Below are 16787 nucleotides of genomic sequence, written 5' to 3'. Positions count from 1 at the left end.
ACATGGAAGACAAACGAAAAGTTGGAAAACGCTACATGCTTATTGGTTATTTTACAATCGTATATAAAAAATGCCCACTTAATCGTGGGCATTTAGGAATAAAAAGGCTATTTGTTGGTAAATGGATTTTTATTAGGAATTAATTCTTTTGCAAACTCTGTTAATCCAGCCATATTCAGTCTTTGGGCATTTTTCCCCATTGGAAAAATATTCGTTAAGTATTGACCAGGATTCTGCATCTTTCCGTTTTGATTTCTTGTTAATCCATAAACAGCTGCGCTAATTCCCAGACCTAAAACAGACGCCCACATTATTCCATTATTGTTTCTTCTTCTGCCAAACATATTTAAAAGAGTTTGTCTTCTTCTCATATTAAAGAGCGCTGTTATCCAGTTATTCAAATTTAAGCACTTCCCTTATTAAAATTCAGAAAGCAAAATTTTCACTTTCTGAACTTTATTTTTTACTTTTTAGTTTTCATTATGCTGGAATTATCTGTGTCGGTATAATGGAAGTTCTAAAACTATGGTGGGTCTTTTTACCAAAATATTATGAATAGGAAAAAGGAAAAATAAAATTGTTTTCAATTTGTTAGAAGTAATGGAGCTGCCTAATTCTAATAAAAAGATCTTGTTCATATTATTCTTACATTAAAAAATTTTATTTTCATGATAGTGAAATAACTTATGTTGATTTAAAATAAATTAATTCAGGATCTCCTTCGTCTAAATTTTCAATATATCCACTTTGTGTAAATCCATTTGCTTTAAATACTTCCTGCATCCTTTTATTTGATTGATTGGTTGAAGAGAATATTTTCTTAGTTGGTGATATGTATACAAAATGCTCTATAAGTGATGTTGCATATCCTTTTCGTCTTTCAGTTTGTTTCACTATTATCAAAGAAATAAAGCTACAATCAAAGAAATGAGTATCAAAAATTAAAAATCCAACAATTGAGTTCTCTTTTTTAACAACTATACATCTCTCTTCCTCTATAGCTTTTTTAATGTATTCGCGTCTGCTATCGTTACCAATTACTTCTCTATCAATATCCACCAGGTCATCTAAATTATTTAAATGAGGCATAACCAAGGATTCCAAATTAAAGTTCTCCTTAATTTTACTGTCTATGAAATTCGTCTTGATTGGTACCAATTCCTTCTTCCTCCTGTCCCTTTACTTTAACAACAAAAGCACTTCTCCATCTTGAATAAATGCACCCTGAGCCATCTATAAAGCAACGTTTCACCACGTATTGTTTAGCCCTCAGATTTAAATACAGCAGAGTCACTTATATATCTAATCACTATATTTTACCAATATCAAGTACGTTGCCTATTACGTTTTTTTAATAAAAAGGTGGTTGTCCTAGGTATTATATCCAGCCTTTTCCTACCTTTCAGCCACTGGCTCTTTGATGAACCACGTTTAATGTATATGCACTGGGAGACTGTTGGCGATCCGTTTACGTTTGCTAAAAACAGCTTTGACGCAGCAAGAGAAGTAGGTATTTTCTAAAAATAAGCCATTTGTGAATATGTAAAATCACAAATGGCTTTGGTTTTGTTGTTGTTTTTTCGGTAGTATTTGGGCTATTTCTTAATGACTGCTTGGTTTCTTGAACCAACTTCTAAGTAAAATAGGTAGTTGTCCTCGGTAAAATGACCAAGCCGTTTTTAATCTTAAGAATAGAATAGTCAGCAAATACAAGTAAGGAGGGTAAATTGCGTAAGTTCTAATCATACACCGTTTTTTTGCATTAGATCTTAAGTATTAGAACAATCAAATCTTGAATCCCCTGGTTCAGGCTTTTTGCTGCGAAACAATGATGTATAAAACAAGGAGGAAATTAAATTGCAAAGAAAAAGAACTAATGTACGTTCAGATAGGAACCGTCGAAATAATGTAAATGTGGATGTAGATACAAATCTCGAAAATGAGGTAAAAAATAGAAATCAATCAGAGGCTGAGGCAGAAGTCCGGAACGTTGATAAAAATACTAATATAGCTCGCACAACAATAACAAACTCCGGTAATTCTAGAGTAGATATTAATTTAGATACTAACAGTAATTCGCGAGTTAGATCAGAACAAGAGCAAGAAAACGACCAGGACCAAGATCTTAACGTTGATGTTGACGTTGAGGAGAACTTTGACAGGGACAGGGAATCTGGTTTTTAACTTATTAATTATGGGGATGGGGTTTAAAAACCCATCCTTATACATGAATAGGTAAACACATGGATAGACATAGTATTTAAGAAAAATCATCTTAAAATTAGATAATTTTTGATGTAAATAATTCACACTCGATAAATAACGATAATAATAGGAATGGAATCATTAATTCTATTAGACAAAGTTGGAGCTCTGTTTCAAATATGCCTATTATATCCATTTTGATACGACTACAATAGCATTATTAAGTTCATTACTGACATCTAATCGTTTGAATAAGGAAGAATTTGAAGAGGTAAAAAGTCAGATTCAAATTCTTAGTCCTGGTGAAAATAACATCTATACTTTTAAGAGTCCTAACGATCCTTCAAACGTTAAATTGTAAATAAGGAATCGAAAGAAAGTGGATTAAATTGTCCACTTTTTTTAATTAGCCACGACATAAATTTTGTTAATAAATCTACATAATGGTCTCATTCGGACAGTGCAAGGCAAATATAGCTTGATCCTGTCTGAATTCGGGGCTCTTTCGGACAAGGCAATGCAAAAAAAAGCTAGATCCTATCTGAATGTTAGTCATGAAATGCTCAGTCTTTTATCATTAATTAAATCAAAAATCCTGTCCCGTTATTTCAAAAAATTAAAAAGAGGAGCTGCACTGTAGCTCGCTCCTGAACTAGCTGTTCCATTAACATAAAAAAATGATGATTGCAGCATCGATCGTTCAATTATGAATTACATGCCGATAAACATGTTCCTGCTGAAAGGACCCCAGTATACATCATCAAAAATGATATTTAACTGGTATAAGTTCCCACTCAACAGTTCAACGGTTGTTTGACTAATCTGCTTCGTTACTAGAATAAGGATAAAACAATGCATCTGAAGTGTAACAAGCACTTTACCTTTTGAATCATTTAGTGTTGGTGATTACCTATTTTCGATTATTTTCTTATCTTCCCTATATTTATTTAAACATTCTTTACATATACAATGTTTTCTTCTACTTTCTACAGGAACTAATTCAAAGATTTCTTTAGGAAATTCTTCTTTCTCACACCAGCAGTTGCCGTGTTCTCCATCACTTATCATACATTCGTTTTCTTTTCCACAAATTGGACAATATTTATTTGTCAATTACACTCCTCCTTAATCCTCACAAAATGGGTCAAATATGGCATTAAAACATATATATTTCCAGCCCTATTCTTCAACTCCCTCACTTTAATACGATTTTCTTTATTCCTTTTTACTAAATATGGATTTATCCAACTCTTGCACCCGTTACTCTAAAAGAATTATCTCACATAATTATTTTAAATTGCTCTTCCAATATAATAAATGCTCAGAGCAAAAAAACTCTGAGCATTTCTTTATATTCGGTTTATTAAACATAAGCAAAAGTTACATTAAGTAAATTTCTTCACGATCAGTGTAACTGTAGGATGACAGTCTCCCAAAAAATATAATCAACTAATAACTCTACTAACAACGATAAGTAATACACAACTTACTTTTGTTATAGATGATATAGTATCTTCTTTGAACAAAGCTGTTCCAATAGTCCAAACCCAATGAGGTCGACCGATTCTTTTCTCGAAAAGCTGGGCTCGTAATTTGCACAGTCAATATGAATAACTCCGTAATCCTGCTCAAAATATCTAAAATACCTGCCATTATTCCATTAAAATAATTTTATCTACCTTCATAAAAGACACCCTCTAACATTTAATAATAAAGAAGTTGGAAGCCCAAGGGAATCCAATGTTTATTCCATTTCTGCTCGTTCCATATGATATACTATCGCTTGATTGAGCCATTTCTCCTCATTTTCTGTGAATGGAGATGGTGCCATATCTTCAAGTTCTTGAATATCCAGTTTTTCCATGTCAGTATCAGCTAGCTTTTGTATCAAATCCTCACCAAGAAACGCAAAAGACGATTCTAGATATGTTTTAATCATTTCTTGTACTTTTGGATCCTCTACAGGTTTACCATATAATTGTTTTACTTCCTTAGCCAATTGAATAAAGGTTTGATCTAAGGCGATTTTTTCTTCTTCGGATTTCTTTGACAACCCTTCCACTACGTCCCCTTGCATGTGCCTTTCCAACCATTCTTTTTGTATATTTTCTGTTTGCATACTATGGATAAGAGTGAATAATATGGTGCTATCCAGTTCTCCTTCTTCTTTCAGTAACTTAATCACTCTCTTAACAGCAGTCATTGATTGTTTGATTCGTTCTTCTTCTTTTTCCAACGCTTGCAAATGAAGGGATAAAGTGTCAATCAAATCAACATTAAAACTCGATTCGTCTAACAATTTAGCTATTTTATCGAGAGTATACCCTAGGAACTTTAGACTTACGATTTTCTGTATGGTTAGTATATCTTGATGATTGTATATGCGGTGGCCAGAGGTCGGATGCTTTTCTGGTTGTAAAAGACCGATTTCATCATAATAATGTAAAGTTCGAATAGATATTCCTGTCTTTTCCGAAAACTCCCCAATGGAATACTTGTTATTCCCTTTCATTAACATTCCTCCCTTAAAAGTATATGTTCATTATAAAACCTCACGTAACTAGAGATTCAAGAGGTGATTTGTAAAAAAAATAAAATGTACGGCTCACATTTTTATTTCACAAATATTTATTGCATTAAACTCCGTTACTTGAAAAAGAAAAAGGCGACCATTTTTATTAAAGAGTCGCACAACAAGTAAAATAATATTATCCTTTTTTGATTAACAAAGATTTCAAGACTATCCAACAAGTTAATTAAGAACTTCTTCCAAGAATCCATGTATCATTCTTCTGTTTCCTTCCACTACCTCATTATCTTTTATGTCAATGACATCAAAGTAAATATTCATGACTTCAAAGAGAGTTTTTCGTAAACTTTCATAATTCATTTTTACTTCATAGGTTTTACCTAGTCTTTCTGAATAACAGCAATCAATCAGATCTATAGATTTATCAAAGTCAAACCTAATATTGTTACGTAAACAAATGAATTCAATGATTTGATTTCGTATAAAATCTATATCTTTCAGAGCTTTGATATATTGTCCTCTTTTCAACGCCACAGCTGCACTCCTAACAAACTGCCATATAAAACTTAATGAATCATTTATTGTGTCATCCATATCTCTTTGTGGTAGTTTTTTTAAAGAGTCCGTAAGCTTCTCTGAAATAGTCTTTTCTTGATCAAAAACCACTATCCAATTTGGCTTTGTTGCTTTAAGTTTATTTAATGACCATACCCCTAAATCTAGTTCTAAATAGTTATCAAAAAAGAAACAAGAAACCAGTATGTCTTCTTCATGAGAATATGTTTTCTCTTTTAGAATACAAAACCTTGATTGTAGATAATCTCTAAGTTTTTTATTTATTGTTACTACTTCTTCTGAATTTTTCACTACAACGAGTAAGTCAAGGTCTGAATACTTATCTCTAAAACCAGTTGAACCTGAGCCAACCAATAATAATGCTTGTACTTCATTCAAAGATTTTGTGAATCTTTCAATCTCTGACATCATTTCTATTCGCTCATTATGTGTATACATATTTTCCCCTATTAATAATTTTTTCCTTTTTCTAGATTTCACATTGGGATATTTTCCACTCTTTTTTTCGAATGACTTCCATATTACACATCTAGCTTATGTTGTGAATTCAAATGAATCTTTTTTTGGATCTGTTGTTTGTCACTTGATTCTTCACCTATATTGAGCAGTACGACCCCTACAATTATTAAAACAATGGCACTAACTTTCATTACTGTTAATGTTTCTTTAAAAACAAAATATCCGATAATTGCAATTGTAGCGGTGCCAATACCTGACCAGATTGCGTAAGCAATACTTACAGGTATCGTTTTTAAGGAAAAATTCAAGCATACAAATGCAAGTATGTAAAATAGGATCATCAATATGGAGGGAATTCCTTTTGTAAATCCATTTGATAGCTTCATTGAAACAGTTCCTATGATTTCAAATAAAATAGCTGCGGCTAAATAAAACCAAGACATTTACTTCACCTCCTCATTTAATATTCCGTTTATTACAACATCTACTATTGTTGCTACGACTTCTGGCAAGGGTTTTGTTGAATGTGTATGAAAATCAGGATCGAAAATAGCTTTAGAAACTCCTCGCAATTGTTGAATAACGCTTGAAACATGAACCGGACGAAACTCTCCTTTTTGAATACAAGTTCAATAATTTTCTTGACTGTTTTCACTCCTCTTGAAGAAAATAATCAATTTTCACCCATTCATTAGGAGCGAACCGTTTCATTTGTTCTAATAATTTGGCGTCGCCAAAACGTTGTCTCGTTTTAGAAAAAAATCAAACATTCTGCCCCATGCTTCTTGTGCTGATTTTTCATTATAGTTTAGAGAGTATGGATCACTAAATCCATGTTGTCCATTAAATTTATGTAGCTTGATATTCTTTTCTTCTAAGTATGAAATTAACTCATCTACATTAAATGATTCCTCTTTTTCTGGGAAGAATAGCAATGTTGGGCATAAGGGGTCAATCCCTATATAATTCCTAATTCGTGAACCATAGTATCCGACAATGCCATCTAAACAATCCTCCTCACTACACAACCAAGCAATTGTTGCCCCAACACTAAATCCGGCAATAAATACTTTTTTATATTTATCTTTAATATTCAATAATACACTTTTAATTACATCGGAAGCATTGGTAAAACCTATGTTGTCAATAAAGTTACGATAAGCGAATTCCTCTTGTGAATATTCAAAGGGTGTTTCTTGTTCTAATAAATTTGGACAAATGACATCAAAACCTTTATCTGATAATGTTTGACAAATATACCTCATGTGCTGGTTAATTCCATAGATTTCATGAACTACAATGATTACAGTGTCAGACTTATTATGAATATTTAACAATTTATACCTCCCATTGACCTTTCCTCCTATTATACAATTAACATCGAACTGTATGGTTACTTCTTCCACTTTTTTGGGTAGTCTGCCTTTACAAAAAAAATCCGCCTGTCACAAATTGAACAGGTGGATAAAGGGGACAATGCAGCAAAAGGACCGAATGGTGTAGGAAGCAATATTATTTATAATAGAAGTAGTGTACACATTTCTCAGCAAAGCACATACTTTGCGAAAATAGCAGTTTTATCTGCTAAAACAGTAGTTTCATTTGGAAAAATCATAGTTAAATTTGCGAAACTCAACTTCATTTACAAAAACAGCTGACAATGTTTTGAAAATCATTTGTGCAAAAAAATAGGGAGATTCCCGAAAGAACCTCCCCTGCTTTTTATTTAGCGGCAGTATTTATCCCTTAATTCAAGTGCATACTTAACCGATTGCTCTACACCTTTTTCTTGATCCTTAATCATTTGTTCTAAAAGTTCTTCTGGCGGATAATAGTAATCTAATGGTTTGATTACATTTAAATCATAAGGAGGTTGTTCCACCTTAAATGCTCCTTCGCCTACTTCGAAAACTCCGCCTGCACCGGGCTCTCTCTTAAAATGGATAGCATACGGGAAGCACATTTCAACGTTGATTCTAGTTAGTGTTGAATTCTCAACGAGTATTTTAAAACATTCTTCCAAATCGATATTGCCTGTCCCGGCAGGTACGCCACATACCCTGTAATCCTCGCCATCATGGACGATAATATGGTCTTTAAAATGAGTGGTATTGGCATATGGTGCTAATTTTCTTACAGCTTCAACCGGGTCCTCCCATGCCATCATTCCGTTTCCTAAATCGCAATGAGCACCAACCCAAGGGCTGTTGACTTCCTTAATGATTTGAATCACTTCATCCGTTAACTCTTCCTCGTGATTTTCAACAGCAAGCTTAATTCTATATTTCTTTAATAATGGTACGATTTGTTTAATATCTTCAGGAGCTCTTCTCAATCTTTCCGGATCATACTCTCCCATACAGGTATACGTACGAATCACATCTGCGCCAATTCGATGGGCTGCCTCAATGACCGCTGTTAAATGTTCCGGATCGGTTCCATTTGTATCGATTTCAGTGAAAAATCCATACTTTTGAATTTCTTTTTTCACTCTATCTAAGTATTCCGGTTCAAACGATTCTAATGTACCCCATCCTGGTAATCCTGGCCATGGGACAATATTGATCATGACTCCGTCTAATCCTAATTCGGCTGTTTTTCTGATAAAACCGAAGATATCCATTCGACCTGTAATAAACTGTAAGTGATAGCTTTCTGTCTCTAATCCAATTTTCATGTATTACACACCCTTATCTCAATTTATCTTTTGATAGAAAATTAAGCATTGATTTGATTGCCCTCCAGATTTTGTTGGAGTGCTTTTTTCTTGTTAACAATTTTCACTAAATAACTGCTAATAATGAAACCTAACACCGAGAATGCAATCATCGTCAAAAAGACATGTCGATATCCTGTAATTCCTGGGTCCCTGTCTAACATACTTCCATAAAGCGTAAACGCAAACATGGAAGGTGCATATCCTACAAAGCAGGCAATGGAAATCGCTGCACCACTTATTTCTTTTGGAATCCCTACTTCATCAATCGGAGCAAAGAATACCGCTCTTTGTGTAAAGATGATGGCGCCGTAAGCAAGTGTAAAGGTTATGCCAAAATATACATTCATATGTTGATGTGGCAGCAGAATAAAGATAATCATGCCAATAATAGAGGCTACAAATGCTACCCGCAAATATTTTGATGGTGATTTAAACTTCTTATCAGCAAGGAACCCGCCAATTGGACCGCCTACCATTTTCAAACAATATTGATTAACAATCCCATATACTCCAACTAAAGCGACAGGAATTCCATAAATATCCTGTAAGAACGGAATAAAGTATGTCAAGCCGATGTAAACAGAGTAGACAGAGAAAATAGTGAAGGCAACCACCCATATTTCAGGCATTTTGATTGCTTTTAATGCACCTTCTAACGCGACCTTACTTTTGTTCACATTTTGACCTTTCTCATCTACCGTTACAATCACATCATCTTCAAGAAGGAAATATAAAATAATAGCAATCACAATCATGGTAACCGAGAAGAAGATGATCGCGCCTCTTAAACCAGCTTGCCCTGCTCCAAGCCATTGAAAGATTCCAAGGGCTGCAAAAGCTACAATCGTATCGACTACTCCCCTTCCTGCCTCTAGGAATCCAAACATTCTCCCTTGCTCATTTGAATCCCCTAGTAATCTTACAGCTTTGACCAAGACTGGCCAAAAGGCGATTTCTGCAAAAATAGCAAAAAGTGCCCAAATGATTAATATTTCATTAAAACTTGGAAACGTGGCTAGGTAGAATCCCGTTACCCCAACTCCAATTAAAGAAATTGGCATTAGTTTTTTCTTAGAAAAGCGGTCGACTATATACATTGAGATAATGTAACCGAATGCCTGAATAAAAGCATAAACAGATAACGTTAAACCAATTTGTGTATGGGTTAAATGGAAATACTTCATCATTGGAATATAAAAGGCATCTTTTAATGAGTAGAGTTTAAAAACTGTTCCTCCACCCAACATTAATACAGCAAGCGTAAACCATTTTTTTGTGTTTGTATTTTGATTCGTCAATATTAAGTCCCTCCAAAAATAGATACTTTAAGTAGAAAAGAAGAAAGGGCTTACACAAATGGTTAAAGAAAACGCTTTCCTACCACCTTGTAAGATTGTTTTTTTAATAGAATCATTTAAATCTATTAATTATTATTTGGTACACCAGCAATGACTTCAATTTCCACTAAAGCGTCCTTTGGTAAGCGGCTAATCTCTACTGCACTTCTAGCTGGATAATTTTCAGTGAAGTACGATTGATATACTTCATTCATTTGCGTAAACGTATTCATATCTTTTAAAAATACAGTTGTTTTTACGACATGTTGTAAATCGCTTCCAGCAGCTTCTAGAATGGCTTTTACATTTTCTAATGATTGCTTCGTTTGTTCTGCAACGGATTCTGGCATTTCATTTGTACTTGGGTTAATCGGAAGTTGTCCAGAAACAAAAAGAAAGTCTCCCATTTTTACAGCTTGTGAATAAGGTCCAATGGCACCTGGTGCATTGTTAGTTGAAATAGTAGTTTTCATTATTATAGCCTCCTGTGATAAAAAATTATTGTGATGATTTTTTTTTATTATAATGTATAATTATTATTATAGCAACTAGAATTTCAGAAAAAAGTCTAGTTGAATTAAAAAAAATCTTTGTTAAACTAAAATTGACTAATGGAAAATAAAGGTGAGATGAATGACGGAAATGATGACAAATGTCGAAAAGCTTAAACAGTATATTCCCATGGTGCATTTTATTGCTAACATAATGGGAGAAAATTGTGAGGTTGTTTTACACGATGTAACGAACCCTGATCATTCTATTATTGAAATAGTGAATGGACATGTTAGCGGAAGAAAAATCAATAGTCCCATTACGGATCTTGCTTTGAAAATATTAAAAGAAGAAAGCTATAAAGATCGAGATTATTTCTGCAATTATAAAAGCATCTCAAAAACGAATAAGACACTCCGTTCTTCCAGCTATTTTATTAAAGATGAAACTAACAAAATCATTGGCATGATTTGTGTTAACATGGATATTTCCGATGTTATCAATGCTCGCACCATTTTGGATCAATTCATCATGATTGACAATTCCAAAATCGATCCTGTCGAGCCATCAAAGCCCGCCTTTGACCCACATCTTTTTGAGAATTTTGAAGAAAATATTGAGGAACTTCTCTTATCTCTTATTAAAGGGGTTTTAGGAGAGTATGACATTCCACCTGAGCGGATGTCACCGCAAGAAAAAATAGAGGTGGTCAAAAAACTAAATGAAAAGGGAGCTTTTTTACTTAAAGGTGGAGTAAGCGAAGTGGCCAAATATTTAGACGTATCCGAAGCTACTATTTATCGATATTTAAATAAGATTAAATAATCTGTCTTGATGTTTAACAGAAACCTAAAAGATACGGAGGGATTCACGTTGCCGCATATTGTGTTTCGTGGAATTAGTATTGAACAATTAAAGAGTATAAGCAAACCTTTAGTAGCAGATCTTGCAAACGTTTGCGATTGCGGAACTGATAATTTTACATTAGAACTGCCAAACTCTACATTTGTATGTAACGGGGAAGAAACACCTGCTTTTCCTCTTATTGAGGTAAAATGGTTCGAGCGCGGCCAGGAAATTCGTGATCAATTTGCGCGAATACTTACGAAATATTTAATAGAGTTTAAACTTCCTGAAATAGAGGTTGTGTTTACCGTTTTCTCAGAAACAGCCTATTATATTAATGGGAAGCATTGTGGGAATTGACGTGGTTAATAACTAATTAAAAAGCAAAAGCGTTTCTTATTTAAGAACGCTTTTTTTAGTAATACAAATGCTGAACTTCATACTACCATCCCATGCCCGTTAAGCTAAGATTTTGGAGTACCTTCAAAATTTATTAAATTGTAATCGAGTAGAGTTCGCATATACGTTTCTTTACAAGATTAATAGTTTCATTTCTACAATTTAGTAGTATTCTACTCGTATACAGCTTGTGGTGAAAAAGAGAATGTTATTATTCAAACTCTCCAACAAGCAGGTATTCCTAATTACAAATAGAAGAGGTGTTTATTTTAATGGAAAATATAACAGCAAATCGTTATGAGACATATCCTACAAACCGAGTAGTCCCCTTTATTGGAGCTAATAACTTTCGTGACATGGGCGGCTATAGATCATCCGATGGCCGTACAGTTAAGTTTGGACTTTTTTTCCGGTCAGACGAACTAACACGTTTGACAGATGAAGATATGAATTTCTTCAAAACATTAAACATTAAATACATTTTTGATTATCGCGATGAATTGGAAGCACAAAAGAAGCCCGACCCTATACTTTCAAATGTGACATACGAACGGATCCCGACATTTGAGCAAAATAATCAATTTGGCACGATCGAAGAAATGGCTAGAAGTAATTTTTTCAAAAATCTTACCTTAGATACCATGTCGGAGATGTATTCCAAAATGCCACTCAACAATCCATCTTACAAACGATTAATGGAAATTATCCAAGACCCAAATAATTTAGGATTATTACATCATTGTGCCGCTGGGAAGGACCGTACGGGCGTTGGTGCTACTCTAATTTTATCTGCGCTTGGTGTTCCGAAAGAAACTGTTATGGAAGATTATTTATTGACAAATGAAACGATGAAAGAATATAACGAAAAGGTCTTGAAGCAAATTTCAGGGCATTTTGATGACAGAGGTCTTCAAATCATTGAACATCTGCTTGGAGCAAAGGAAGAGTTTTTAGAGGGCGTATTCCAGACTATTACAAATACGTACGGAAACATTGATACGTACTTTGCTCATGAGTTCGGCTTAACAAAGGAAAAACGGCAGGCATTACAAAGCTTTTGTCTTGAATAGGATAAGGTATTTCTATATGAAATCTCATGAGATTTCATGACATTTTTATTGAAAAGGAACTGGATAACTCCGGTTCCTTTAAGGTTGGAGACCTGCCACGTTAGTGAAAAAGCGTTTCTGCTAATTACAGAGAAGGTGTCGACCTCGATAGAAATGTTTTGTACCATTTACATTATCACTTAAAACTCGGATAAGTTATAAATTCGCTCCATTAGGATTAATTCCCTTATCAGCTAAAATGCTTCGTTAATAACTATGCAACGGGATCACCGTAACCTTCTCCTTCTCAACTCTTCCACTTTCCAACAATAGATCAATGATTTATGCGCTCTTCACCAGAAATGATCTGCATCTTCTTTAGTATTTTTCTCGAAATTACAGAAATTTATTTCAAATTGTATCCTTATTAACCTTATTTGTTTTGAAAAATATTTATCTAAATATACCGTTGTTTATTCAACAACAAAAATCACCACTTTGAAAATATTTATGCAATGCTAATGACACTACATACCCTATCTCAAAATTTACCTTGTGTTAATTCCATGCATCTTTCACACAATATTTTTAACTGCAATCTAAGATGGAAAGCTTTATCTTACACATAGGCTGAAATTGGGATCAATTGATGGGATTAATTTTATTTAACCAATGTGGAAGTTCTCTCAAAACGGATTGAGTATTTTGTCTTTTACTAAATCACAAAAATGAACCATCATACAATAGGACGTGGTAAAAGTTGAAAATAAAATTGTTCATTTCTTTGATTTGCTTATCAATATTATCCTCTTGCAGTACTCACCTAGAAACGGATACCAAACAAAGAGAAAAAAATATTTCTGTACTATTAAGTAAAATGGAAGATGAAAGTAAAAAGAAAGTCAAAATCCCATTTAATGGAGTAAAAGATATAAATGGAAAAATAAATGTACTTATTGTAGGGATTGATTCTCGTGGAGAAAATAAATCCCGCTCCGATGCGATTATGATTGCACAATACAATCCACAAAATAAAAAAGGAAAAATTATTTCCATAATGCGTGATTCTTACTTAGAGATTCCCGGCAACAACCAGCACTTTAATAAAATTAATAACGCTTATTACTTAGGTGGTCCTGAATTATTACGCCAAACCATTAAACATAATTTTGATATTGATGTTAAACACTTTATCGCTATCGACTTTAAAGGATTTGTGAAGGTGGTTGATATTGTTGCTCCAGAAGGAGTTGAAGTACATGTTGATCAAAAAATCATTAATGACATGGGTCTTGATATAAAACCCGGTCTACAAAAGCTTCATGGTAAAGACTTATTAGCATATGCTCGCTTCCGTCATGATAACTTAAGTGACTTTGGCAGAGTCCAAAGACAACAAGAAGTCCTTTCCTCTTTGAAAAATGAATTTATGAATCAAATAAGTTCCGTTAACGGTGTAGTTAAATTGCCAAAAATAGGAGAAAAATTAATGCATTATGTAGATACAGATATGGATATTAAAACATTTGTTTCTCTTTGTGGCACTGTATTATTTAATCAAGTGAAAGATGTTGAAACAATGCGAATTCCTGTTCACATGGGCTATTCAGATATAAAGTACCCTCATGTTGGACAAGTGCTTCAATTAGACATAGCAAAAAACAAAGAAGCGATGAAAGAGTTTCTTGTGGATAAACCGACTCCAGTAACCAAATAAAACAGACAACATTATGAGAGAAGCGAACTATCGGCTTCTCTCTTTTCTTTAAGCAATGATTTCTTTTTCTTACGAAGAATTAACGATGTTATTGATAGAATCAAAAAGCTTGATGCAGATATGATAACTTTTAAAAATTATCGTACTATAAAAGTGGTAGTTCTATTGAAGAACTACCACTAGTTTATTTTCGCAGTTATTTTGATTTAATGCCTGCACCACAAAGAGGTATGATTATCTTTTCATCTGGTTCTTTCTTATATTTTAAGTAGCCAGCATAGTTTGCCGCTGTTGTCACTTCAACATAGAAACCTTTATCAGCAAGCATTGCCCGTGCACTCAGAATTTCATCTTCTTTAATTTCAATAAATATACCATTTGTTTTACGTACAGCTTCTAAAATTTGTTTTGAACGTGCTGGAGCTGCAATTGCAATACCTTCTGCTAAAGTACCTTTATTCGTAACAGGTTGTGCTGATAAATCCCCATTTTTGTAAGCATTCACAAGAGGTGCACAGTTTGCTGCTTGGATTGCAATAATTTTCGGCACTTTTTCTATTAATCTGTTTTCAAATAACTCTTTGAAACCATAGTATGCACCAAGTAAAAGTGTACCATTACCAACTGGGATGATTAATGAATCTGGCACTCCTTTTAATCGTTCGTAAATTTCATAAGCGTACGTTTTAGTTCCTTCATAAAAGTAAGGATTATACACATGACTCGCGTAAAAAACTTTTTCTTCGTCTACTGCTTTTTGTGCTGCAGCGGCAATGTCCTCTCGCGTACCTTGAATTTCTTTAATCGTTGCACCATGTGCTTTTACTTGAGCAATCTTTTTCGGTGATGTTTCATCACTTAGATAAATTTCGCATGCAATGTTACAACGTGCTGCATATGCTGCAATCGCCGTTCCTGCATTACCACTACTATCAGCAATAACTTTTGATACCCCTAATTCTTTAGCCTTCGCCATTAAAACAGCGGCGCCTCGATCTTTAAACGATAATGTAGGCATCATATATTCAACTTTTACATACGTATTTGGCTCTAGAGGATCTAGAACGATTAAAGGGGATTGACCTTCACCCATTGTAATAGATTCCCACGTCTTAGAATCTTTTGCGAATGGCATTGTTTCAAAATAACGCCATAAAGAATTGGGATAGTTATTCCAAGCTGCAACATCAATTTCGGGTGTATCTTTAACTATATTTAATACTCCGCCACATTCACATTTCCATAAAGTTGGTGTAATATCATGCTTTTTCCCGCAACTGATACAAATAAATTGTTCCATCATTTATCCACCCCTTAAAGTAATTTTTTATATAAAATATATTTTTTTATACAAAAAGGGTAAAAAAATATAACTAAATATATGCAATCGCCTCAATTTCAATTTTGAAACCAAAATGTAATTCATTTGTTGGTACCACAGTCCGTGCTGGTTTATACTCACCAAAGAATTCTTTATAGACAGCATCTACTTTGTCCCATAATTTCACATTTGGAATGTATAATGTCATACGTAATATTTGCTCTTTTTTACTTCCTGCCTCTTCTAAAATCATTTCCACATTTTTTAGTGCTTGTAATGTCTCTTCTTCAATTGTGCCATATTTCTTTTGACGTGTTATTGGATCAATTGCAAACTGCCCTGATACATAGACTATATCATTATGAACTGTTGCTAGAGCATAATGACCATTTGATTTTAAATTCCCTACTTCAAAAAGGCTCTTCATTGAATTCTCCCTAATTAGATTTATTTTTTATTTCATCCAAATAACTATAAACTGTTACTTTGGAAATGCCTAATAAAGCTGCGACCTTCTCAACAGAACCTTTCATTAAAAAAATGCCTTTTTCGTCCATAAATCGAATTAATTCAATCTTTTCATGGCGTTTCATGACTGGATGTACACTGTTTTGAATAATTTGTTGAATCAGTTGATCAACTATTTCCTCAACATTTTCAATAGCTGCTTCTGATGTTTCTACGTTCTCTTGAACCACAACTTGCGTTGAGAAGAAGGTATTCATAAATTGCTGCATTTGATTCAGTCCTTCAACATCAAAATTTATGCAAAAAGCACCAATAACATTTTGCTTTGAATCACGAATTAATGAAGTCGAAGAACGAATCGTACGTTTGTCTTCTGTTACAAAAGTATAACCTGCTAGGTAATCTTCTTTAAAATCTTTTGATAGTAATACAGTCTTCACTAGGTGATCAAATGATTGACCAATTTTTCTTCCTGTTACATGGTTATTTACTGTAAACATTACAGATGCTTGAGGGTTAGTCAAATCATGAATAACCACTTCACAGTTACGTCCAAACATTTTTGCAGTAGATTTTGCTAAAGGGATAAAACTCTCTAATACTTTCTTACTTTCTTCCATGTCTAGTTACCTCAATTATTTTAAAAAGTCCTTACTATTATATACTTAT

20 protein-coding genes are annotated in these 16787 nt (G+C 33.6%); 7 read left to right on the top strand and 13 right to left on the bottom strand.

All coding sequences use genetic code 11. The annotated features are described in order from the left end of the window. Window positions 1-107 precede the first annotated feature (107 nt). Together V7150_RS19995 and V7150_RS19990 are read right to left on the bottom strand one after the other, a co-directional pair. Window positions 108-401, bottom strand: a complete 294-nt coding sequence (locus V7150_RS19995; protein ID WP_335521792.1) for a hypothetical protein — start codon at window positions 399-401, stop codon at window positions 108-110. 283 nt (window positions 402-684) lie between these two features. Next, complete coding sequence (locus V7150_RS19990) at window positions 685-1089, bottom strand: GNAT family N-acetyltransferase (RefSeq protein WP_420490312.1); 405 nt, start codon at window positions 1087-1089, stop codon at window positions 685-687. A 273-nt stretch (window positions 1090-1362) separates the two neighbouring features. Between V7150_RS19990 and V7150_RS19985 the strand changes: the two genes are divergently transcribed. Together V7150_RS19985 and V7150_RS19980 are read left to right on the top strand one after the other, a co-directional pair. After that, window positions 1363-1521, top strand: coding sequence for a DUF1259 domain-containing protein (locus tag V7150_RS19985; RefSeq protein WP_335521790.1), 159 nt, complete (start codon window positions 1363-1365; stop codon window positions 1519-1521). Between the two features lie 336 nt (window positions 1522-1857). Continuing rightward, complete coding sequence (locus V7150_RS19980; protein WP_335521788.1) at window positions 1858-2184, top strand: hypothetical protein; 327 nt, start codon at window positions 1858-1860, stop codon at window positions 2182-2184. Between the two features lie 927 nt (window positions 2185-3111). Here the strand turns inward: V7150_RS19980 and V7150_RS19975 are convergent. From V7150_RS19975 to V7150_RS19955, 5 genes are all read right to left on the bottom strand, one after another. Continuing rightward, window positions 3112-3318: a cysteine-rich CWC family protein gene (locus tag V7150_RS19975; protein ID WP_335521786.1), complete on the bottom strand. Its 207-nt coding sequence runs from the start codon at window positions 3316-3318 to the stop codon at window positions 3112-3114. A gap of 631 nt (window positions 3319-3949) precedes the next feature. Further along, window positions 3950-4717, bottom strand: a complete 768-nt coding sequence (locus tag V7150_RS19970; protein WP_335521784.1) for a MerR family transcriptional regulator — start codon at window positions 4715-4717, stop codon at window positions 3950-3952. Window positions 4718-4957: 240 nt separating this feature from the next. After that, window positions 4958-5791, bottom strand: coding sequence for a nucleotidyltransferase domain-containing protein (locus V7150_RS19965; protein WP_335521782.1), 834 nt, complete (start codon window positions 5789-5791; stop codon window positions 4958-4960). Window positions 5792-5832: 41 nt separating this feature from the next. Further along, a complete protein-coding gene (locus V7150_RS19960; protein WP_335521780.1) occupies window positions 5833-6213 on the bottom strand; it encodes a DMT family transporter in 381 nt (126 codons plus the stop codon). A gap of 273 nt (window positions 6214-6486) precedes the next feature. Further along, window positions 6487-7107, bottom strand: a complete 621-nt coding sequence (locus V7150_RS19955; RefSeq protein WP_335521778.1) for a dienelactone hydrolase family protein — start codon at window positions 7105-7107, stop codon at window positions 6487-6489. 123 nt (window positions 7108-7230) lie between these two features. Between V7150_RS19955 and V7150_RS19950 the strand changes: the two genes are divergently transcribed. Then, a complete protein-coding gene (locus V7150_RS19950; protein ID WP_335521776.1) occupies window positions 7231-7428 on the top strand; it encodes a hypothetical protein in 198 nt (65 codons plus the stop codon). Window positions 7429-7496: 68 nt separating this feature from the next. On the opposite strand, the gene V7150_RS19945 is transcribed toward V7150_RS19950, so the two are convergent. The 3 genes from V7150_RS19945 to V7150_RS19935 all read right to left on the bottom strand — a co-directional run bounded on the left by V7150_RS19945 (window position 7497) and on the right by V7150_RS19935 (window position 10299). Then, the gene (locus V7150_RS19945) at window positions 7497-8447 is read right to left on the bottom strand and encodes a sugar phosphate isomerase/epimerase family protein (RefSeq protein WP_335521774.1); all 951 of its coding nucleotides are present in this window, start codon (window positions 8445-8447) and stop codon (window positions 7497-7499) included. Window positions 8448-8488: 41 nt separating this feature from the next. After that, window positions 8489-9787, bottom strand: a complete 1299-nt coding sequence (locus V7150_RS19940) for an MFS transporter (protein WP_335521772.1) — start codon at window positions 9785-9787, stop codon at window positions 8489-8491. 125 nt (window positions 9788-9912) lie between these two features. Beyond that, a complete protein-coding gene (locus V7150_RS19935; RefSeq protein WP_335521770.1) occupies window positions 9913-10299 on the bottom strand; it encodes a RidA family protein in 387 nt (128 codons plus the stop codon). 172 nt (window positions 10300-10471) lie between these two features. Here V7150_RS19935 and V7150_RS19930 point away from each other — a divergent pair, with 172 nt between their 5' ends. From V7150_RS19930 to V7150_RS19915, 4 genes are all read left to right on the top strand, one after another. Next, window positions 10472-11143: a helix-turn-helix transcriptional regulator gene (locus tag V7150_RS19930; RefSeq protein ID WP_335521769.1), complete on the top strand. Its 672-nt coding sequence runs from the start codon at window positions 10472-10474 to the stop codon at window positions 11141-11143. A gap of 48 nt (window positions 11144-11191) precedes the next feature. Further along, window positions 11192-11524, top strand: coding sequence for a DUF1904 family protein (locus V7150_RS19925; RefSeq protein WP_335521767.1), 333 nt, complete (start codon window positions 11192-11194; stop codon window positions 11522-11524). A gap of 311 nt (window positions 11525-11835) precedes the next feature. After that, the gene (locus V7150_RS19920) at window positions 11836-12633 is read left to right on the top strand and encodes a tyrosine-protein phosphatase (RefSeq protein WP_335521765.1); all 798 of its coding nucleotides are present in this window, start codon (window positions 11836-11838) and stop codon (window positions 12631-12633) included. Window positions 12634-13489: 856 nt separating this feature from the next. After that, the gene (locus V7150_RS19915) at window positions 13490-14329 is read left to right on the top strand and encodes an LCP family protein (protein WP_335521763.1); all 840 of its coding nucleotides are present in this window, start codon (window positions 13490-13492) and stop codon (window positions 14327-14329) included. A 196-nt stretch (window positions 14330-14525) separates the two neighbouring features. Here the strand turns inward: V7150_RS19915 and V7150_RS19910 are convergent, their stop codons facing one another. The 3 genes from V7150_RS19910 to V7150_RS19900 all read right to left on the bottom strand — a co-directional run bounded on the left by V7150_RS19910 (window position 14526) and on the right by V7150_RS19900 (window position 16738). Then, window positions 14526-15629 carry a threonine synthase gene (locus V7150_RS19910; protein ID WP_335521761.1) on the bottom strand — a complete coding sequence of 368 codons (1104 nt, stop codon included), beginning with the start codon at window positions 15627-15629 and terminating at the stop codon, window positions 14526-14528. Window positions 15630-15702: 73 nt separating this feature from the next. Next, window positions 15703-16077, bottom strand: coding sequence for a RidA family protein (locus tag V7150_RS19905; protein ID WP_335521759.1), 375 nt, complete (start codon window positions 16075-16077; stop codon window positions 15703-15705). A gap of 10 nt (window positions 16078-16087) precedes the next feature. Further along, the gene (locus tag V7150_RS19900) at window positions 16088-16738 is read right to left on the bottom strand and encodes a helix-turn-helix transcriptional regulator (protein ID WP_335521758.1); all 651 of its coding nucleotides are present in this window, start codon (window positions 16736-16738) and stop codon (window positions 16088-16090) included. Between the last annotated feature and the right edge of the window lie 49 nt (window positions 16739-16787).

The sequence above is a fragment of the Neobacillus drentensis genome (assembly GCF_036965245.1).
Taxonomy (GTDB): Bacteria; Bacillota; Bacilli; order Bacillales; family Cytobacillaceae; genus Neobacillus; species Neobacillus drentensis_G.
This window is presented reverse-complemented; position numbering and strand designations above follow the sequence as displayed.